Annotated in this window: 11 protein-coding genes, 1 pseudogene and 1 riboswitch; of the genes and pseudogenes, 8 read left to right on the forward strand and 4 right to left on the reverse strand. The window is 40.7% G+C overall.

Going from position 1 to position 21,951, the window contains the following annotated elements:
• Positions 1–75: 75 nt before the first annotated feature.
• Both GD002_RS00820 and GD002_RS00825 read right to left on the reverse strand, forming a co-directional pair.
• Positions 76–1,090, reverse strand: a pseudogene (locus tag GD002_RS00820) (ABC transporter substrate-binding protein).
• Positions 1,087–1,839, reverse strand: coding sequence for an ABC transporter permease (locus GD002_RS00825; protein WP_153730422.1), 753 nt, complete (start codon positions 1,837–1,839; stop codon positions 1,087–1,089). Before GD002_RS00825 ends, GD002_RS00820 begins: the two are co-directional and overlap by 4 nt.
• 438 nt (positions 1,840–2,277) lie before the next feature.
• Positions 2,278–2,465, forward strand: a riboswitch (cobalamin riboswitch).
• A 125-nt stretch (positions 2,466–2,590) separates the two neighbouring features.
• Here GD002_RS00825 and GD002_RS00830 point away from each other — a divergent pair.
• Positions 2,591–8,320 (forward strand): DUF4430 domain-containing protein, encoded by a 5,730-nt coding sequence (locus GD002_RS00830; protein WP_153730423.1) that lies wholly within the window; start codon positions 2,591–2,593, stop codon positions 8,318–8,320.
• A gap of 340 nt (positions 8,321–8,660) precedes the next feature.
• Entirely contained in the window at positions 8,661–8,924 is a 264-nt protein-coding gene (locus GD002_RS00835) for an excalibur calcium-binding domain-containing protein (RefSeq protein ID WP_153730424.1), read from the forward strand.
• Positions 8,925–9,210: 286 nt separating this feature from the next.
• Here GD002_RS00835 and ggt read toward each other — a convergent pair whose 3' ends face one another.
• Positions 9,211–10,965, reverse strand: coding sequence for a gamma-glutamyltransferase (gene ggt, locus GD002_RS00840; RefSeq protein ID WP_153730425.1), 1,755 nt, complete (start codon positions 10,963–10,965; stop codon positions 9,211–9,213).
• A 325-nt stretch (positions 10,966–11,290) separates the two neighbouring features.
• Between ggt and GD002_RS00845 the strand changes: the two genes are divergently transcribed.
• From GD002_RS00845 to GD002_RS00855, 3 genes are all read left to right on the forward strand, one after another.
• Positions 11,291–12,271 carry a LacI family DNA-binding transcriptional regulator gene (locus GD002_RS00845; RefSeq protein ID WP_153730426.1) on the forward strand — a complete coding sequence of 327 codons (981 nt, stop codon included), beginning with the start codon at positions 11,291–11,293 and terminating at the stop codon, positions 12,269–12,271.
• A complete protein-coding gene (gene rbsK / locus GD002_RS00850; RefSeq protein ID WP_153730427.1) occupies positions 12,268–13,155 on the forward strand; it encodes a ribokinase in 888 nt (295 codons plus the stop codon). The genes GD002_RS00845 and rbsK overlap by 4 nt, the downstream gene beginning before the upstream one ends.
• A gap of 209 nt (positions 13,156–13,364) precedes the next feature.
• Positions 13,365–15,041 carry an N-acetylglucosaminidase gene (locus tag GD002_RS00855; RefSeq protein WP_153730428.1) on the forward strand — a complete coding sequence of 559 codons (1,677 nt, stop codon included), beginning with the start codon at positions 13,365–13,367 and terminating at the stop codon, positions 15,039–15,041.
• Between the two features lie 223 nt (positions 15,042–15,264).
• On the opposite strand, the gene GD002_RS00860 is transcribed toward GD002_RS00855, so the two are convergent.
• A complete protein-coding gene (locus GD002_RS00860; RefSeq protein WP_153730429.1) occupies positions 15,265–17,004 on the reverse strand; it encodes a sulfatase-like hydrolase/transferase in 1,740 nt (579 codons plus the stop codon).
• A 172-nt stretch (positions 17,005–17,176) separates the two neighbouring features.
• Between GD002_RS00860 and GD002_RS00865 the strand changes: the two genes are divergently transcribed.
• The 3 genes from GD002_RS00865 to GD002_RS00875 all read left to right on the forward strand — a co-directional run bounded on the left by GD002_RS00865 (position 17,177) and on the right by GD002_RS00875 (position 21,833).
• Positions 17,177–17,605 (forward strand): hypothetical protein, encoded by a 429-nt coding sequence (locus tag GD002_RS00865; protein WP_153730430.1) that lies wholly within the window; start codon positions 17,177–17,179, stop codon positions 17,603–17,605.
• 465 nt (positions 17,606–18,070) lie between these two features.
• Positions 18,071–19,990 carry an FUSC family protein gene (locus GD002_RS00870; RefSeq protein WP_153730431.1) on the forward strand — a complete coding sequence of 640 codons (1,920 nt, stop codon included), beginning with the start codon at positions 18,071–18,073 and terminating at the stop codon, positions 19,988–19,990.
• A 148-nt stretch (positions 19,991–20,138) separates the two neighbouring features.
• Positions 20,139–21,833, forward strand: a complete 1,695-nt coding sequence (locus GD002_RS00875; protein ID WP_153730432.1) for a methyl-accepting chemotaxis protein — start codon at positions 20,139–20,141, stop codon at positions 21,831–21,833.
• Positions 21,834–21,951: the final 118 nt, after the last annotated feature.

A 21,951-nucleotide genomic window follows, 5' to 3' on the forward strand; every position in this document is an offset into this window, starting at 1 on the left:
TTTAAAAAAGGTCCTCTACTCAAGCAATCATCGAGTAGAAGACCTTTTTTCATTCACTATAGCTAAGCGTTCGCGTCAAGACTCCACCCCAACAATCATCTCATCCACTTCCGGCTTACTCGTAATCAGCCCTATCTCCTGCAACCAATTACGCACTTCTTCCCAAGAAGTTTCATCTAACTCACCGAATTCGGTATTATCTGAATGCATCTTTGGTAATAGTACTTTCAAGCTCTCGGTTTCGATTGCTTTTTTTAACGGGAAATTCGCTTTGTCTTGATTTCTGAGCAGTATATCGAGGGCTTCTTCTGGATTTTCTTTCATAAATTCGAATCCTTTTTTCGCAGCTCTCCAGAACGCTTGGATGGCTTCTTGGTCTTTGTTCCATGTGTCATCGCTCGTGACGAGGACGATTTCACTGTAGTTCGGCACACCATATTCTACAGGATTGAACTGGCGAGTTTTGAATCCTTTGCTTTCTAAGACAGGCACTTCATGATTGATGAATGTCCCTGTGACCGCATCGACTCGTTCGGAGACAATAGAAGACTCCAGTTCGAAACCGACGTCAATCATTTGGATTTTGTCATAGTCGCCGCCATCATGCGTGACAATCGTTTTCATGAGTGCTTCATTCAATGGAATCCCAGGGTAGCCGATTTTTTTTGCCTTCCAAGTCTTTTGGTGACTGAATCGGACTGTCTTCTAGCATCACGGTATAATTTAGCGGTTCGCGCACGATAGACGCAATCGCTTTGACGGGAACTTGTTCATTGGCTTGTGCCAAAATAACATCTGGTTGGTAGTACAGTCCTAACGTAACTTTACCAGCTGCCGCCAAATTCATTGGATCGGTAGGGTTGGCTGGAAATTGAATATCGACCTCAACATTTTCTGCATCAAAAAAGCCTTTTTCCTGTGCCACATACAAATAGCTATGTATAGCATTTGGATACCAGTCGAGCATGATGCTGACTTTTTTCTTCTTGTCAGATGACGGCTTCTCTGCCTACTTGTCGGAGTCTGCGTTGTCGCAGCCAGCGAGCAGCAAAAGAAAAAAGGTGAAATTGAGTAACAAGCGTTTTTTCATTGGTGATTCCTCCATTGCAATAAAATTTTTTCCAATAAAACGATAAATAAAAAACAGAGTATACCTATCGCAGAAAGTAAAACAATCGGTGCAAATACAGGCGTACTATCGAACTGCGTCATCATTCTGCGGCTGAAATAGCCATGCCCCGCCTGCGCGCCAAGCCATTCACCGATCGCTGCACCGATGACACTTAGTGTGACAGCGACTTTCAATCCTGAAAAGAACGAGGGCTTGGCGGAAGGGACGTCCAATTTAAAGAAGATATCCTTTTTGGACGCACACATTGTCAACATCAATTCGCGCGAATTCCGATTGGATGACCGCAAGCCGTCGAAGACACTGACGGTGACAGGGGAAAAAGTGATGAGCACCGTGACCGCCACTTTACTCCAAATCGTGTAGCCGAACCATAGGACGAAAATGGGTGCGAGTGCAATGATCGGAATGGTTTGCGATGCAATTAAGATTGGATAAAACGCCTGCTCAATGGGTTTGTTCATATACATAGAAACAGCAAGTGCCGAGCCGACAACAATTGAGATCGTTAAGCCAAGTAAAATCGTCAAAGCAGTAGGGGGCAAGTGATGGAAAAACAGCTCGGCTTTTAATTCCCATAGTCTTACTAAAATTGCTGACGGTGAAGGAAAGAGAAAGCTTTTGTCATATAGTCTTGCGCTGATTTCCCAAATGATGAGCAAGACGATGATGAGTGCGATCGACCACGTGTAAGATAATACTCTCCTCATAAATCGTGGAAGGACGTGTATTTTTATGTGATGGATAATGAAAAGAAACTTTGTCGAATTCCAATACAGTTTTTTTCATGCAGTGACCACATCTCTCTTCTTAAAATCGTGCACATGAAAAAAACACTTCTGTTGGCGAAGCGGTTTCATCACGTGGTGGCATACGAAGTCCACCCATATGACCCACTTCCCTCCGCTAGTATTATCTAGTGCAGGTTCAAGGGTTTAAGGCAACGGCCAAAAGCACCCCTAGTGTTTATCCATCTCTTCTAGCTGCATAAAACTCCTATTATAGTCAAATGTATTTGTATGATTTTAAAAAATGATGATACGATTTTGTTGAATGATGTTAAGCAACCGTTATTTGAATGCGTCAATAGACCTGATTGCTAACAAAGTCTATTGCTATTACTAAGTTATTTATATATTATGAAGATTAATAGAATAGTTTATTTTGGTTCTTTGTATCAGTTGCAAAGATGAAAAAGGAATCAGGTGAAAATCCTGAACGGTCCGGCCACTGTAAATGGAAAGCGGCTTCAAGAAACCACTGGTGAATCACTGGGAAGGTTGAAGTTGCGTTCGTATCCATAAGTCAGGAGACTTGCCAAAATAGAATGCTCACAGCCTTCCGGAGAAAGGTATGCATACTATATGGTTCAAGTACCTGATCAATTGACTATATAATCTGCCCTTGTCTCTTTTAGGAGGCAAGGGCTTTATTTTATTAAAAATAGGAGGTTGGAATAGTTTGGGGAAATATAGTGAAAGTAGAAAGTGGTTTTCAATTTTATTGAGTTTCCTGTTGGTATTGTCGTTTTTCACTCCAACAGTAAGCGCTGACACTTTACCTGATGAATTTGATCATGGTGAATTGAAGAGTCAAAAAGAGACTCCTGTTCCAGACAATACTTCTAGTATTCAAGTGAAAAACTTTGAATACGGAGAGAATGTATTCCAATCTGATGTTGCACTAGAAATTGAAGCACTAGATAAGGACGGACAACCGCTAGTGCCCAAAGTGGAAAGAGATAATATTCAGATTGAGCCTAATGAAGATGGTTTTTATGAAACAAAACTTCAAGAAGGTTTAAATAGATTTCGATTAACGACAGTGGATTCAACAGGTGCACTCATCGAAGAAGTCTTCTTTTTGTCGTACAGTAAAGTAAAGGCCATAGAGTTCGTTCCAGCACCAGGGCAGTACACGAACGGCAACTATACAAAAGATGCTGTTAAAAAAATACGTTCGAAAAATGGTGGCTTATTATCTTTAGGAGGGTTTGGAGGATACCTCATTGTTGAATTTGAAGAGCCAGTCAAGAATAATCCTCTTAATCCTTACGGTATTGACTTTACGATTTTCGGAAATCCTTTTGAGCTTAATGGGAATCCTGGTGTTTATAATCAAGAACCTGGTGCAGTAGAGGTGGCAGTTCATAAAGATGGCCCTTGGTATCATCTTGCTGGATCAGAATATAAAAATAAAGATACATACATTGACTACCAAGTTACCTATTGGAACCCTAATGGGAGTACTGAGAATGCAGGTAAATGGCTTGATAATAAAGGAAACGAAGGTCTGTTACATCATCGAAATTATCCATCATCGGAACTTTTTCCTTTCGTTAATCTAGAAAGCTATACATTAAGTGGAGTTTCTATACTAAACGATGTTTCACCATCAGATATTGGTACGTCTAAAAAGCAAGTACGCTATGGCTACGCAGATTCGGTTCCTGTATTAAATAACGAGTATGAAAAACCAAACAATCCCTATACTTCATCCATTGAAGGTTCTGGCGGAGATGCCATGGACATTAGTTGGGCAGTAGATGAAAATGGCAACTCTATTCATTTAGATGAAATCAAGTATGTTAAAGTTTACTCTGCTACCAATAAATTTTCAGGCTTGTTGGGTGAAGTTTCAACAGAAGTATCTGGCATGGGAGCTTCTGAACCAGTAAATCAAATTCCAGCGACTATTGAAATTAAATCTAATCGGAAAGTTACAGACCTTCCACTTGGATCTACCGTGCAACTGACCGCTAATGCATTTGACGCTCAAAAGAAATCCGTAATTATTCCAGAAGTCACTTGGACGAGCATGGATCAGAATATTGTAACTGTTGATCCAATTACAGGGGGTATAAAAACAGTAAGTGAAGGCGAAGTTACCGTTACAGCGAAACTAAAAGCTGATGAAACAGTCCGTGACGAAATTTTGATAACCGTGGGTGAAAAACAAATTCCTACTAGTATGGTCGTTAGTTCAAGTTCCTCGCAAGTAGTAAATGTTGGCGGGTCATCTATTTTAACGGCTACTATTTTTGATCAACATGGGAATGAAATAAAAGATTTAGAAAATGGGTTCCAATGGAGTTTAGTGGAAGAAGAGAAAGGCCAATTAAACACATTTGGTAAAACCGATAATAAAAAGATGGTAAAAGGTCTTATGACGGGAATAGTAAATGTGGTTGTGGAATACGAAAATCTAAGAGGCCGGGCGATTCTTAAAGTGTTGGATCCGGATATTAGTTTGGATGTTTCAGGAATTGGCTTTGTAAACTCCAATAATCTTGCAAAAAGAATAGATAAGGCCAAGACAAAGGATTCTACTATTAACATAAGAGCGATGAATGAAAATTATCTAAAATTTCGTTTGTCAGATATAAAAAAACTAGATGAAGAAAATGTTTCAACTACAATAGAAGCAAAAAGGTATTCTGTTCAATTACCAAATTTCGCTGATATTCTCGACGAGGCTGAGCAAGATAATCTTCTACTAACCAGTGAACTGACCACTGAAATTGAAACGCCTAAACAGATGAAAAGTGTTGGTCACTCTTTGCATCTTCAAATGACATTAAATAAAGACAAAGAAATCATACAATCCATTGGAGAATTTCCAAATGGTCAAACAAGTAATTTCACTATTAAGTTTGAAGAACATGAATTAGCTGGAATAGATATTGCTAAGTTAGCAGTCTTTGAATTTGTGGGGGATCCAGGGAAATGGATCAAGCTAGGCGGTTCATACAATTCAGAAGAAAAAAGCTTTACCTTTGCAACGACTCATCCTGGAAAGTATGCGGTATTTGAAGATCAATCCATTCAATCGGAAGAAATTCCAGTAAAAGTTCGAGTGGAGGGTTTTAACGAAACTATTCTACCGTTAACAGAAATAAACGTAGCACCTTATGATATCACCAACGTAGTAGGTGACAATAAAATAGGCAATTGGTATTTGAATGAAGCAAATCCTTTAGCGATACATGCGATTATAAAAGCCTTGGAAATAAATAATTTTGATGTCGAAGATTTGGCTAAATTTGATTTTGGTGAAGGGGAGTACATTTCTAAAATTAATGGGCTGGAGACGAATTCTGTTAATCCTTCAAAAGATGGTTGGATGTATGCGGTCAATGATCAGTACGTGGATAATGGAGTGGGAAGCTACACTATCAAGTCTGGCGATGAAATTACAGTATATTTTACGCCAAATTATCAAGAAATATCCTATTCTTGGTTTGATAAAAATGAAATATCAACAACTGTAGGTAGTAGCGTAAACGTTGTATTAAAAACAGAAGATGGCTTTGTGCCAGATGCTACTTTACTAATTGGTAACAAACCACTCTTAGTAAATGGGGAAACAGTTAAAACTAATGCACAGGGCGAAGCAACTATCGCTTTTACTGAGCCCGGTGAATATTATGTATCTGCAGAGAAATTGGATAAACACTATAGTGTGATTAGTCGACCATTCAGTAAGATTGTAGTGGGATCAGAAAATACATCAACTGCTCCATTGACTGTCACAATACAAATAGATGGCGTTAAAGAGAATATTATTTCTAGCTCTGAAGTGACAATAGAATCGGGAGATACTGTTCTGAAAGCTTTGAAACAGCTGTTGGATGAAAAGAAAATACCTTATGTAAACCATGCGATTTTGGATGATTTCATATCTGTCAATGGAGAGTCAGCAGGTAGTTTTGGTGGTAAGGATGGATGGGATATCACCGTAAATGATGTATGGTCCCCTCTAAATTATGAACTACAAAGTAAAGATAAAATTCATCTTTATTATAAGCGTAGTGCAAAACTTTCTTCTCCTTCAATATTAAAAAGCGATAAAGAGAATCCAACTGTTCAAATTTCATTGGTTGGAGATACGTTTACAGATGAAGCAAGAGAAATTAATAATTGGGCAATTGAAGGAAATGATTTAACGATAACGAACGTCACATTAACAGGTAATCAAGCAGCAGACCTTCAGTTACACGGTAAAGTGCGAACTGAAGCAATCCAAGTAACGGCCCTTCCTCAAGCAATGATAGGGAAAAAATCTAGTTCGGTTACTATTGCGCTTGAACCTCCAAAGGATACACGGTCCATACAAGAAATGATTAATGATACAGTATCCTATTATAAAAATGAAAATCAAGTCATCTCATCTTGGGAATCTCTTGTTGCTCTATGGGGAGCAGGAGAGGATTTGACAGACGGTACTTGGAAATTGCCGGATTGGAAAATGTTAGACCCAGGTCTCAAAGAAGATGCTGGTGGAACGGATCATATCCGTTACATTTTTGGTTTGTTAGCAATGCAACAAGATCCATCGAATGCTTGGCAAAAGGGACGAAATCTATACACGGAGTTAGCCGCTCAGCAAAAAGCAGATGGATCCATTGGCGGACTGAACAAGCATGTGTGGGCAATGCTTGCATTGGATGCAGGAGTTGCACGTGGACACGACGTAGGTAAATGGAATGCAAATGCGAAGGAAAAAGCATTAAAACATGTCATGGATTCACAAAATAAAGATGGTGGTTTCGCTTTATTTGGAACTGAGTCAGATGTAGATATGACAGGTATGTCTCTTCTAGCACTCTCGAATTATCAAGGAGATAGTGCGGCAGATGCGGTGATTGACAAAGCCAAAGGATATTTGAAAGCAAGACAGCAAGACTTAAATAATGGAGGATTTAAATCTCCGAGCATGGGCGATAACTCCAACAGTTTATCAGCGGCCGTATCTGGCTTGGTAGCAGTTGGCGAGAATTTATCTTCAGATCAATGGATGGTTAACGGAAAAACTGTAGTGGATGCCTTCAAGAACTTCCAGAAGAAAGATGGTTCGTTTTTATGGAAAGGGACAATTTCCAATAGTGCTGCTTCAGAACAAGCTCTTAATGCGCTAACAAGTTTAGAAAATGGTTCCGTTTGGAAGCGGATTTCGAAGGCTAAGAACCCTGAACAACCAATAGAACCTTCTGTTACTAAAGAACAATTAAATTTATCTATCGCAACGGCTGAACAAAAACTAGCTACAACACAAGAAGGAACAACTACAGGAACTTACACAAAGGCTTCACGTGACCAATTGCAACAAGCAATCACAGAAGCTAAAGTCATTGAAGCGGATGGACAAGCAGATCAGCAACAAGTGAATGTAGCGACTAGTGATTTGCAACGAGCTATCACGTTATATAATGAATCTATTATTAAACCTGAAAAACCAACGCCACCTGCTGTTACAGACCGAATTACATTTTCTGTAGAAACACGGACAATTGGTGCAGGTGATATCATCAGTCCAAAGCAGCTGGAAATCCAAAAAGGAGACACTGCATTTACCGCGCTCAAGCGTGAACTGGAAAGTCGCTCGATCTCACTGAACTACAGTGGTGTAGGTCCCACTGTTTATGTGAAAGCAATTAATAGCTTAGGTGAGTTTGATAAAGGTCCTCAAAGCGGCTGGATGTATTCGGTAAATGGAGAATTCCCACAATACAGCGCAGGAATCTACGGATTGAAGGATGGAGATGTATTGCGTTGGCAATATACGACCAACTTGGGGGCGGATCTAGGAGAGAATTGGAATCCGAATCCTGAGCCGAATCCTGGACCGAATCCGACTCCTACACCGGACCCAAAACCAGAACCAACAATCTCAGCACCGGAAAAAGTAGAGGCAACGATTGAAAATGGAAAGCTTCATATTCAGGTCAAGGATGAGAAGACGGGTGAATTACAACCAGCGAAGATAGAAAAAACGGAAGTCGTTGGAGGATATGTCATCGTCCAGATTGGTGAATTAGGAGAGGAACTTGATGCACTTGAAGGTATTGAACTTCCACCAGGAGAGCAGAAAGTAGTTGTATTGGATAATGATAAACCGTATTCCTATTTCAAACCCGACAGCGGAATCAAGACAACAAAAGAATGGGCTATTACATTTTCTGCACCTGTACTAAATGAATCTGAAAATCTAGAAAAAGTAGTGGTCAGAAATGCGGTAGGAGAAGTTGTGGATGTCAATATACAATTTGGAGAAGACGGAAAGTCTTTGACAATCAAGCCGACTGGCACTTATGAAAAAGGGGAACTGTATTATATTACGATTGCTGAAATGAAATCAGCAAGTGGTATTGTTTTAAAGGAACCTATTCGGAAAATATTTATTGTGGAATGAAGTAAAGGCACAACAAAACACCGTCCATCTAATTGGAGAAGTTAAGTAAGCAGAGAGTCTTCTAATCGAGCAATCGTTTAGAAGACTTTTTATTAACGAATTTTGTATAGGGAACATACTCAAGGCTTATTAGAAAGCCTGAATGATTTCGTTCAAGAAAAGTTTTTTAGCAAATATCATGTTTACAATATATAAATAGTATTGTATTATTTTATTATCCAAAATAGAGTTAAGTTGGTTGAATTTAGAAGAATATCGGAGTTTGTTGACTATATGGACTAACAAAGTCACAACTTAATTTGGATTAACTAAACTCTAGAAAACGAACGGAGAATCGCTGATGAAAAAACTACTAAAACCAATCATAGTTTCAATGCTAGCTGTAAGTCTGCTTGGCCTACCACATCAAACAACAGAAGCAGCGCCAGTCAAATACAAAAATTGTAAAGAACTTAATAAAGCCTATCCAGGTGGCGTAGCTATGAATGCGAACGTTAAAAATAAGGGAGGCAAAACTAAATATAAGCCGAGTGTTTCACCTAGTGTGTACAACCTTCACAAAGGGCTAGATCGTGATAAAGATGGGATTGCTTGTGAACGATAATAGAGAGCCTGTCTGAGAAGTCGTTTTCAACTGACTTTTCGGGCGGCTCTTGTTTTGTATGGAGAGAAGATTTTTTTATTTTGGGTATTTTTGGTGATTTTTGATAGAAAATCACACCCAGCCGCTCATAGCAACCACCTACGCGATCATAAACCCCGCCCAACCGCTCATAGCAACCGCTCATAGCAATACAACTTTGGCGCGTACCCTAATTTCTCCACGTAACCATACAAAAAAGACCGCCACTGAAAGATATTTCACTTTCAGGACAGCCTCTCTCTCTACGTTATTTTGTTATACCAATAGCTGCTCCATTCCGGCTGGAGTCAGCTACTCCTTTATACGTACCTTCTTTTTGATCGATGAATATACTTTGTACATTACCAATCGTCGTATGCTTCTCGCCGAATTGATGTCCGAGCATCCGCAAGTGATTCATCGCTTCTTCTGGAATTCCGTTTTCATATCGGTAGGAAGCTGTGCTGTTTGTATAAATTCTTGGTTCTTCGACTGCTGCTTTTAATTCCATATCATATTCAATCGAATGAAGAATGGTTTGTAGGACAGACGTAATGATGGTTGGGCCACCTGGAGATCCGACGCTTAGTACAGGTTTGCCATCTTTAAAGACAATCGTTGGCGTCATGCTGCTGAGTGGTCGTTTATTTGGTTCGACCTGATTCGCACCACCTGGTACCGCGTCAAAATCAGTCAGTTCATTGTTTAGTATAATACCATATTCAGGTACCATGATACCGGAACCGAATAGTTGTTCAATCGTTGTTGTATTGGACACCACATTGCCCCACTGATCTGTAACGGAATAGTGAGTAGTTTCGCCCAGTTTGTTATCAGTCGGTTGTGTAATGTTTGCTGTTTCTACCTTCTTATTTTCATAGTCCCATGGATTGCCGGCTTCTGGCTTTTTCATCATGGTCTCTAAGCTAATTAAGTTTCTGCGCTGCTGAATATAATCTGGATGCAATAAGCCTTTTAATGGAACGTCGACAAAATCAGGATCTCCTGCGTAGGTAGCACGATCAGCGTATGCTAAGTGCATCGTTTCCGCAAGCAGGTGATATTTCTGCCAAGATTTCACATCATATTGTGAGAGGTCGAAGCCATCTAAAATACCGAGCATTTGCAGCAAGAATACACCGCCTGAACTTGGAGGAGGCATACTGGCAATTTGATAATCCTTATAATCGCCCCAAATTGGCTTGTCCATTGTGATTGCGTATGAACTTAGGTCTTCTGCTGTCATTGTACCGCCATATTGTTGTACTGCTTTTGCGATAGCTTCTGCAATTTCACCTTTATAAAAAACATCTGTACCTTGTAATTTAATCAACTCAAATGTGTTGGCTAAATTCTTTTGAACGAGCAAGTCTCCTTCACGTAATGGCTTACCGTTTGGAACAAAAATATTCCCAGCTTCTTTAAAGGCAAGGATATCTTTATGGTCTTCAATCGCCTTTGCAAGTACGGAGTCAACTAAGAAGCCGTCACGTGCCAATTCAATTGCTGGCTCAATTAGTTCTTCCATTGGAAGTGTGCCCCAATTTGAAAGCGCTTCCTCTAATCCCTTCAATGTTCCGGGTACACCGACTGAATTACCACCCGTCACTCTTTCTTGAAAAGGAATTGGTTCACCTTTCTCATTCAAAAACATATCCGGCGTAGCTCCTGCTGGCGCCCGTTCCCTGCTGTTAACAATTTGTGTTTCATTTGTTTTGGCATCATAGTACATTAAGAATCCGCCACCGCCAATTCCAGACATCATCGGCTCTGTGACGTTTAATGCAAATTGAATCGCAACAGCAGCATCAATCGCATTTCCGCCCTTTGCCAATACATCCGCACCGACTTTTGAGGCTAACGGATGAGCAGTCGCTACCATGCCGTCCAAGCCCGTCGCAACTTGACGATAGTTAGAATAATTCATGTCCCAATCTTTAGCGAATGTAGTTCCCGGCAACGTACTAATCAAAAGCAACAAACTCATCGGAATTACTAATAACCAACTTAATCGTTTCTTCATCAGTCCACCCCTTAGGAATTATTCTCTACTATATTTGCTGATAGTCTCCTTTCTAAGTTAATTGTTGAATATTGCAGTGTATTGATTGCAATAATTCGAATAGTTAGATTATAGCAAACTGGTAGTTAGATAGATAGCCTTTATTTCGGAATTCGAAATTTGGTTCTATAGTAATGGAGGGATGTTTTTACTAAATTTGGTTAATGATTTTATCGATCAAACACATGCTTTTTCTCCGTCTATTGACTTCGAAATTCTCCATCTGTTATATTAAGTGTAACCGGTACCACACCCTACTATAAAAAGAAGAATGCAGGTGGAATAGTTGGCGAATATACGCGATGTTGCTAAAAAGGCAGGGGTTTCAGTAGCTACTGTTTCACGTTATTTGAATAACAAAGGATACATTAGTGAAGATGCGAAGCGTGTGATTTCAGCGGCGATTGAGGAGCTGAATTATCGACCGAGTTTGGTGGCGCGTTCTCTCAGTACGAAACAAGCTACATTCATTGGATTAATTGTTCCGGATATTGTGAATCCGTTTTTTCCTGAGCTAGCTCGCGCTATAGAGGATGTAGCGCTAACATATGGTTATACGGTGGTGCTTTGTAATTCGGATGAAAAGGTTGAGAAGGAAATTCATTATTTGAACACGTTGCAACAAAAGTATGTAGCAGGTTTTATTGTGGCGGCAAGTCATTCAGAAGCGGATCATTACACGAATTTGGATATTCCAATTGTAGCGATTGACCGTCGAATTCATCCGTCGATACCTATTGTGGCGACTGACAATAGGGAAGGGGCGCGAGTGGGAACAGAGCATTTATTGGCGAACGGTTGCCAACACATCCTCTGTCTACGCGGTCCATCTGGATTGGGACCAGCAGATGACCGGTTTTTAGGATTTAAGGATGCAGTGAAGGGCAAAGAGATAGAGACGCAAGTGGTTGAATGTCCTTTTCACTTTGAAGCATCTGAGATGATTGCACGGACCGTATTACAGCAAGGTTCCATCGATGGTATTTTTGCAAGTAGTGATGTCTTGGCAGCAGGCGCCATGAAAGCTGCTTATTCGCTAGGAATAGGAGTGCCAGATCAATTACAGATCGTTGGATATGACGGAACGATGCTGGCAAGTCAATTAACACCAAGTTTGACGACAGTTGCACAGGATTTATATAAAATTGGAGCGCTTGCAGCTAGAATGCTCATTAAATTAATCGAAGGGCAGGAGCTGACAGAGCGAGAGATTCAGATTCCTGCTGAACTTCTCATTCGAGAAACGACAAGGAGTGAAGCGTTATGATTACAGTAATAGGCAGTGCGAATATGGATTTAGTTGTAGGAACGGAAAATTTCCCCGCGCAGGGAGAAACAGTTCTCGGTAATGTGTTTGATACGGTTCCGGGTGGAAAGGGCGCAAACCAAGCCATTGCAGCTGCAAGACTAGGAAGTGACATCCATATGGTCTGTTGTGTAGGGGATGACATGTTCGGTACAAGTATCGTGAATAATTTGCAAAAGAATCATGTGAAGAGCGAAGGCGTTGGCGTGGTGGCAGCAGCTTCAGGCATTGCCAATATTTTATTATCTGAAGGCGATAACCGTATCATTGTGGTGCCGGGCGCGAATTCATTGCTGACAACTGCTCATATCGATGCGGTGGAAGATGTGATTCAAAAAAGCAAATTAGTGCTTATACAGCTCGAAATTCCCATTCCTACTGTCACATATACGCTTCAAAAATGCCAAGAGCTAGGTATACCTGTCTTGTTGAATCCAGCACCTGCTAGAGGTTTCCAACTAGATATGATGCCGTTCATCACGTATTTGACGCCCAATGAAACAGAGTGTGAACAAATATTTGGCATGGATATGATGGAAGCTTTGGAAAAGTACCCAAATCAATTGATTGTTACGCTTGGTAGTGAAGGTGCTCGTTATTTTGATGGCGAACAACATGTCATAGTAGAATGCTTTAAAACAAAAGTTGTGGATACAACAGGTGCAGGGGATACATTCAATGGTGCGCTCGCTCATGGTATTGTGGCAGGCATGGAGCTGGAGAGGGCAGTTCGTTTTGCCAATGCAGCGGCCTCTCTGTCAGTAGAAAAGTTCGGTGCACAAGGCGGAATGCCAGCTTGTGAGGAAGTGGAAAAACGCTTGCAGGAAGCAAGTCGGCTTTCATGAAAAAACGGTCGCGATGTGGTTGTAAGTAGATGCCACAATTGCTTAATTGGAAGATAAAGTTAAGGAATGCTCTCTAGCCGAGTGATTGGTTGGGGAGTTTTTTTGTTGGTTGGAGGTGTTACTAACAGAGTTGTTTTATTATTTCTCTCTGAACCCTTTTAAAACTACCTATTTCCTGTATAATCTACCCCAAAAGGAGGTTACTAGATATGAAACTTTTCAGGAATATTACAGCAGGCATTTTGATAGTCTTTTTATTAATGTTAGTTCAATCGTTATCCGTGGAGGCTACATCAACTACATGGCCACAGACCAACAATGTTCCATCAGATAAAATATGGAAGATTACTTTCAACAAATCTGTGGATCGTATGACGGTGAATGCGAATTCCATCTATATCACGAATTCGAAAGGTACGAAGCTTTCAAATTCAATAACATTCTCAAATTCAGATCGTTACGTACATATCGCCCCTCCAACGGGTGGTTATCGACATGCCGAGACGTACACCTTACATATTACCCAATCAGTGAGAAACAGTGAGGGGAAGCCACTGAAAGAAAGTATCACCAAGACTTTTACGATAGAAGAGGCGCCTACCTATGATTTGGCGAATGTGCAAGCGGATGGCGCAACGACCATTGTTGAGAAGTTTCCTAGTTTTGAAGAAGCTATGAGACGTATGGGTGCCGACCAGGCAATTTTATTGAATGGGATAATTATTCATATGCCAGACGGACTTGTTGTAACAAAGGCGACAAATGGCAGTTCGTTGACCATTCTTCATTCGGACAAGCTGTTAAAAAAGGAAGAAACGTATGTACCGGCAGATACGGAGCTTGTCTATGTGGATTCGACAGACTTGTACGTGGAAGTAGAGTTAGCGGGCGTTCGTTACTTTATAAAGCAAGAGAATAGTAGACTACTCCCTAGCCAAACTGTAAAAAAGCGATCGTATTATTACACGGCGAATGGTTCTTTATTTCATTCAATTTATTCACATGGAAAAGGGATGTACGGCACCTATGAAGTCGGCATTGCGCCTACATTCTTGCGTGATGGAACTCCCTATTACAGCACTGATGGTAGTCATTTTACAAATGAAACAGGACAGCAAGTAGGCGTCGCGAATCAATATTTTCAATACTTGCCGATTCGGAGTGAAACGCGCTATTCAGCTGAGGAGTTGGATGCGTATATTCTAGAGAGACTTCGGAAATTGGAGCGGGATTATCCGACTTCTCAACTCTATCAGAATGCTTCTACGAAAAGTAAGCTACTCGGATTAGGAACTGAATTAAAACGGATCGAGAAGGAACATCACGTTAATGCCATGCATATTCTTGCGTTTGCCCAGCATGAAAGTCAATATGGGATGAGTTCATACGCGCAAAAGTACAATAATCTATTTGGTTTGTATGTGAGCGATGATAATCCGCTTCATAAGGAGTTTGATTCGGTTGAGCAGAATATCCAAGAGTTGGTCAATGTGTTCCTGAACAAAAACTATTTGCCACCAACAGGAAAATATGCAAATGGAACAAACTTTGGCAATAAAGCAGTCGGTATGAACGTCAAATATGCCTCTGATCCTTATTGGGGAGCGAAGATTGCAGGTCATCTATATCGGATGGATCGTATGATGGGCGGTAAGGAATTAGCCAATCCAGTCAAAATTGGCTTGACGAATACGACAGGCCTGAATTTTAGACTTGATCCGAGTACGAGCCAGCCGTCTGCCTACAAATATCCCAAATCCGGCATGCCGGTTATTATTTTGGATGACCAATTAGCTGAAAAGCCATGGATCAAGGTTCAATCGGATTTCGTTCCATATGAAGAATTGTATGTGCATGGAAGCTATGTAGATCGGTTAGTGTGGTAGGGAAAGTTGAAGTTTAATAAAGGAAGAGACTATGTGGAAAGCTAGTTACGGGACTAGCTTTCTGCAACAGTCTCTTTTTAAATCGAGATTATACCTTGTTAGAATCTAGCGAAAGTCCTGTGGCATCGCTCAAAATGATACGTGGTCCGATTCAACCAACGCCCGGACCGAGCGAAAGTATCTCTAGCCTCCCTTAACTCTTTAGAAGACACCATATCTTGAATTATCCATCCAGAGGAGTCAATCGTTTTTGCCAACGCTGATCAGCTAACATTTGCTCTAACTCATATCGAATGGCTTCGGATTCATCTGTGGCATTGGCTCGGTCCGCTAAGTTATTCGTTTCTAGTGGATCTTCAGAAAGATTATAAAGCTCAAATTGATCGGTAACAGGCTCTGTCTTCACTTCCTCCACCCAGCATCCATCCTGCTCAACCCAGGTGGTATCGCTGATGCCGGGATTTGTCCAAAACTGTGGATTGTCAAAGTAACGAGCAAATTTCCAAATTTCACTGTTTTCATTACAACCCATTTGAAGTGATGCAATGACAGCCTCGATAGAGCTTGGTTGGGTGACTTGCTCATACGGTTTGCCTGTGATGGAGTTCGTTTGGTTGAGTCCTTTGAAGACATTATCTTCTGTCATGAAATATAGCGGTTCATTCGCTCTGAAAAAGTGTTTGTAACCGTAGAGTAATGGAGCTAAATTTCGACCAACGAGGGGTTGTGCTTCTGTATGATCAGCGGATAATTTCTTCTGAATGGTGGCGGTATCGATTCCTGCTAATCCAAGTAAGGTAGGTAGAATATCAACATGGCTCGTGAGCATATCGGTACTTTCCGCTTTGTTGAAAAGTGTAGGACTATGAATGATGAGTGGGATATGGATGGATTCTTCGTACATTGAGTACCATTTTTGATATAGACCACCGTGCGCTCCCAGTTGTTCGCCGTGATCAGAAGTAAAAACAACGATCGTATTATCACAAAAGCTGGACTGTTGAAGAGCGGTTAGTACGTTGAGGAGTTCATGATCTACCTTCTTTTGCAAACTGTAATAGAGTTGGCGATAGAAATTGTTGTCATGAATTGGTTGTAGTCCTTTTGGATACGTATTTCGATAGCTTTCCTGTACAGATGGTTTTGTCAGTAGTGACTCATTTATTGTCGGTGCAGATGGAATGTAAGGAAGTGTTGGATCGACTTCAAAATTAAAATTGGGGGAGATTGCAGAAAAGATGCCATATAGTGCAATATCATGCGGATTGACGAATGAACATTGAATAAACCAGGGGGTATGTCCTCCTGCACATTGCCCATCGGTATCTAAAGATTGGATCAGCTTCACTGTATCAGCCGCATATACCTCATCACGACCTCTTGCTCCTATGCTTGCTGATGAACCTGAATTTCTCGGATCAGCACCATGCGGATCAGGGCCTATCCATTCTGAAAAGCCGAACTCGTTCAAGCGATCCGCTTTCCGATAGATTCTTTCGTCTTTGTTATTGGGTACCCCTGTATCAGGATCATAACTGGCTAATGCATTTTTCGTTCCGGGAATTATGATGTCGGCTTCTGATGCATGCCATTTTCCTTTCCCAAACGTATTATAACCAGCAGCGCGAAAGTAGTCTCCCATCGTTGGGACCGTATTGGGATCTAGCCAAAACAAATCTGCATCGAATGAGCCCTTAGCTGCGCCAGGTGTTTGGGTGACGCCATGCAACGAAGGGTATTGTCCTGTATATAATGTAGTCCGACTAGGGGAGCAAGCCGTACTTCCGGCATAATGGTTTAAAAACGTCATGCCATTTCTTTGTAATAATTCTTGGGCCACTAGGTTTTTTCGTCTCCATTTCTGTAACTCCTTTGTTTCATAGACAGGTGGAAACCGATCTTGATCCACCATTAAAAAAAGAATGTTGGGCTGTTTCTTGCCATATTGAAATTCTTTGTTCATACTTGATTCACCTTCCTACGTTTGTTGGTGCTTTACTAGTGTATGATGGATTTAGTAGGGCAAGTGAGTGAATGGTTTATATCTGTCAGAAATTAGTCTATCTAGAACTTTCCAAGGACATAAGAACGAGATATAATTAACAATATAGTAGGTCGATGAAGGAGGCGTACCAGTGAAAGTCTTGAAACTACTCATTACTACAGTAATCATCATCGTCGCTATTGGGTTCGGCGTTTACTATTTTGGAAGTAAGTTAGTTGCAGATGAAGTGATGGACCAAGTGGCAGTAGAGTTAGAAGGAAATGGTCAATTGGAAGCCATTAAACAAGAAGTGCAAAATGATCCGGAACTTCAAGCATTCATTGCTGAAGGAAAGTCTATAGATGATCGAAATTTACCTTTTCAAACGAAAGATCAGGCCGTGCGTGTATTGGTGAAGAAATTTAGTGTCAGCGAAATCGCGGATGTTCAATCCAAGATGAAGAATGGGTTATCAGCAAATGAAAAGCAAGAGTTGTTTGATCGATTTGAAAATAGACTGACAGAAGAAGAGTTATTAGCTTTAAAAGTGTTGGCTTATAAAGAGCTAGCGAATGAATAGATGTGTGCAGTCCTCGACTTTAATTTGTTGAGGGCTTTTTTGATGTCGAAAAATGAAATGTATTCAATTGATTTGCCGATGGGTATGCTGTTTGTAATGATTTCGTGGTATCTATGAGCGGTTGCACGTGTTTTATGATCGCTTGTATGGTTACTATGAGCGGTTGCACGTGGCTTATGATCGCATATGTGGTTTCTATGAGCACTTGCGCGTGGCTTATGATCACTTGTGTAGTTTCTATGAGCGGATGCACGTGGCTTATGATCGCATGTGTGTTATCTATGAGCGGTTGCGCGTGGCCTATGATCGCATATGTGGTTTCTATGAGCGGTTACACGCGGCTTATGATCACTTACATGAATATATGAGCATGGAACACCGGACCACACCTATTCATTATGTTTTACTGCAAAGTACTTTAATGTTAAAATTCTTTTTATCGAAAATATAGGGAGAAGTGGAAGTATGAAGTTAAATAAAAAAACAATTGTCACGAATACGGTCTTATTCATCATCATTATAGGATTTGTTATGGCTTTTGGAGCGGTATTTGGGACTGAGAATATATTAATCGGTGTGTCGACGATCACCGCGATGCTTATGTTATTGGAACGAGATCTGACCAGTCATCCAATTGGAAATACGATGAAGTTTATTGCGTTAAATCTATTTATCGGATTAGCTGCATTTCTAGCGGGATTCAATGTGTGGCTTGCGGTACCGATCAACTTTATCGTGATGTTTGTAGTTAGCTACTCGCTTTTGTTTAACTTGAAGAACCCTCTATATTTTCCTTTCTCTCTCCAATATCTTTTCGTTTTAGCTGTGCCAGTAGCCACAGATCAATTGCCTTTACGACTAGCATCCCTTGTATTTGGCGCGTTGGCAATCATGGGTGTGCAAATGCTTGTGAACAAAAATAAGATGACAAAGAGTGGAGATAAAAAGGTTCAGGCTGTGTGCACTGCTTTAATTGAAAAGATAAGGTTGCTGCAAAAAGAAGAATCACACGAAGAAATTACGAAACAAATTGCGGACGAGATTAGCGGTTTGCGAAGTATGATCTATGATAAACGGGAAGAAAATTATTATTTGACTGAAGAAGGACGTTTGAAATTAAATATCTCTGTAGCCTTAGAGAAAATAGATATTTTGCTGGAAGGTGTATCCAAAGAGGATGCACAGCAAGAAATCCTAGAAGATGTGATCAATTGTCTTCAATTGGCTACTGACAGCTTACATGACAAGAAAGCAATGGAGGCATTAGAAGAGTCGTTTGAACACATGCTTCACAAGTATAAAGCAGAGCATAATCATAACGTACTGGTATTGCGAATGCTGCATCATATGGACTTCTTGAAGGAAAGTCTTGCTGAATTATTAGAATTAGGCAAAGAAAAATCGAGTGTTGGCAAAAAGTTACAGCAAATCCCTAAGAAGTTTCAAAAGATGACGATTAGTGAAACACCGAGTCATACTAACTCCATCAAGCTGTCGTATGCAGTTCGAATGGCTGTCGGCATCAGTCTTACGGGTTTCATTACTGACTTCTTTGAGCTGACAGAAGGACGTTGGATGATGTTCACTGTATTATCTGTGATCATTCCCCTTTATGAACAATCTCAGAAAAAAATGCGTGACCGTATTTTTGCGACCGTCATGGGTGCGATTGCTGTCACGGTATTGTTCATGATTTTCCAGAGCAATACAGCGCGATCGATCTTGCTCATGACCGCTGGCTATTTGATGAATTATATTAAAGTCTATCGCTATAGCACGATATTGGTGACGTTCTCCGCAATTGGTGCAGCTGCTTTAGTAACAGGCACTACGGAAATTCTGACATTAGAACGAATTGTCTTAGTGGTAGTAGGAGTGGTTCTGGCGTTGCTCATCAACAAGTTTATACTCCCTTACAAACTGGAAGACGCGAATAGAGATTTATCGTCGATGTATGAAGATACCATCCACGAAATGCTAGTAGAAGCGAATGAAAAAGTGAAGGGGAAGGGCAACTATCACGCGGTTAAAAATTTATTGTTGATCACGAATATGATTGAGGATCGATTGAAGCTGAATAATCAGGAAGTTCCAAGTGGAGAGGGGATTACTTGGCTGACAAATCAGCGACGTGCAGCTAGCACCATTTATGAATTATTTGGTTGGATACAAAAGCATGGACTACAAGAATCCAATGTATCTGCCATCTCTTCAAGTTTACAAATTTTAATGGATCGTTCTGCTGAGGGACTCACTTTGGAGCAAGAGATGTCGGCAATGAAAGAGAAGATAAAAATGACGCCACGCATTGAAGATCGAATGGTGTTAAGTATGATTCTTGAAGTGATGGAGGAAACAAAGGCTTCGCGACTAGTTAAGATGTAATTATTTCATTTTTTTCTGAATTAACTTTCTTAGTGCTAAAGGCTTTTATTAGAATGACTTTAGTATTCATTGAGTGTATAATTCACAGTGGCCTAAGTGGTTTTATTGACCTATATGGGAGAAGCTTAGGAAAGAAAGAGGGATAGAAATGAATAGGAAATTGCGTTTCAAAAGTGTGAAAAGTAGATTACTCTTCGCATTTGCAGTCGTGGTCTTGCTAGTAGTTGGATTGGGTGCTTATACAGTAGTTTCGGTGAACTCAGTAAATAATAAAACGAAAGAATTGGTGGAGCAAGATATTCAAAAAATGTCCATTGATCTACGGCTAGCTAATACGATGTCAGGACGTATGTCCGCAGTTAGAGCGTATGTACTGTTTGGTGATCAGCGATATAAGGATGAATTTCTTACGTTAACTGATGAAGGAATCCGACTTCAAAAACAGGCAGAACAGCTAGGAAGGTCAGATAAATTTAATGAAGTACTTGAGCGTATGATTACGTGGAGAAAGAAGCTTACGAGTGATGTCATTGAGGTGTATGATTCAGGTCAAAAAGAAAACGCGATTAGAAATCTACATCAATTATCGTCAGAAGGAATAGAATTGATTGAACAATACCAGACAAATGCAGATAATCGTGAGCAATTGACTAAGAAAAACGGTTCTCAAATTGTAAAGATAGGACAAGAAACTCTTCGTTGGATTGCGATTGTGACGGTATTGGTGACGGTTATTAGTGTCATAGCGGCACTGTTAACTGCGCGAGTGATCACACAGCCAATCGTTCGGGTAATGAACAGAATGAAACAAATTGCAGATGGAGACTTGAGTCAGCAACAGCTAGAGGTCACATCACAAGATGAGATTGGACAACTTGCTTTTTCAATGAATGACATGAGTGATAATATACGAACGATGCTGAGCAAAATAGATGATGTGTCTACGTCAGTCTCAGGTCATAGTGAAGAATTGACGCAGTCCTCGTCTGAAGTAAATACCGCCTCTAGCCAAATTGCTGTAACGATGCATGAATTGACGTCAGGTATTGAAAATGAAGCGAATACTGCGACTGAACTAGCGATTCACATGGAGAAATTCACTTTGAAGGTAGAAGAGGCCAATCAAAAAGGAGAAGCCATCCAACGGTCTTCTGCAAATGTATTGGCTCAGACTATGTCAGGCGCACAATTGATGAAAACATCGTCTGAACAGATGAAGAAGATCGACTCTATTGTGCAGGAGGCAGTCGTGAAAATTAAAGGGTTAGACATTCAGACGCAAGAAATTTCCAAACTGGTTGTCGTCATTAAAGATATTGCAGATCAGACGAATTTATTGGCATTGAATGCGGCAATTGAAGCTGCTCGAGCAGGGGAGCATGGAAAAGGATTCGCTGTGGTAGCAGACGAGGTAAGAAAGTTGGCTGAGCAAGTGTCCGTATCAGTTAAAGATATAACAAGTATTGTAGGGCACATTCAGCAAGAATCGAGTGGTGTAGCCGTATCACTAGAATCTGGTTACGAAGAAGTGGAGAAAGGCACGGCTCAGCTCGAGACAACGAATCAAACCTTTACGGAAATCAGCAGTGCTGTCAATGAAGTGGGTGCTAACATTAACATTATGTCAGAAAACCTTGCAGAAATAGCTACTGGTAGTGAGAAAATGAGCGGTGCCATCGAAGAAATTGCTGCCATTGCAGAAGAGTCTGCTGCAGGTGTTCAACAGACATCGGCAGCTTCTCAACAGACAAGCAGTTCAATGGAAGAAGTAGCAGGCAGCTCGGCTCAACTAGCTCAATTAGCGGAAGAGTTGAGTGGGTTGGTTCGGCAGTTTAAGTTGTAAAATTTATTGATGTAGGATACTAGTTGAAAATTGTGTTGTCGCCTCTTAATCGAGAAATCGGTTAGGGGGCTTTTTACATGCTGTTTTGTATGACGAATTTCGGCGGTGATTATCTTAT

This window comes from Sporosarcina obsidiansis (genome assembly GCF_009651005.1).
Lineage (GTDB): Bacteria > Bacillota > Bacilli > Bacillales_A > Planococcaceae > Sporosarcina > Sporosarcina obsidiansis.

Bases quoted from the DNA above. Each gene is read 5' to 3' on its own strand.
- GD002_RS00870 (WP_153730431.1), top strand. From the start codon at position 18,071: ATGAAGTTAAATAAAAAAACAATTGTCACGAATACGGTCTTATTCATC.
- GD002_RS00825 (WP_153730422.1), bottom strand. From the start codon at position 1,839: ATGAGGAGAGTATTATCTTACACGTGGTCGATCGCACTCATCATCGTC.
- ggt (WP_153730425.1), bottom strand. From the start codon at position 10,965: ATGAAGAAACGATTAAGTTGGTTATTAGTAATTCCGATGAGTTTGTTG.
- GD002_RS00860 (WP_153730429.1), bottom strand. From the start codon at position 17,004: ATGAACAAAGAATTTCAATATGGCAAGAAACAGCCCAACATTCTTTTT.
- rbsK (WP_153730427.1), top strand. From the start codon at position 12,268: ATGATTACAGTAATAGGCAGTGCGAATATGGATTTAGTTGTAGGAACG.
- GD002_RS00855 (WP_153730428.1), top strand. From the start codon at position 13,365: ATGAAACTTTTCAGGAATATTACAGCAGGCATTTTGATAGTCTTTTTA.
- GD002_RS00875 (WP_153730432.1), top strand. From the start codon at position 20,139: ATGAATAGGAAATTGCGTTTCAAAAGTGTGAAAAGTAGATTACTCTTC.
- GD002_RS00835 (WP_153730424.1), top strand. From the start codon at position 8,661: ATGAAAAAACTACTAAAACCAATCATAGTTTCAATGCTAGCTGTAAGT.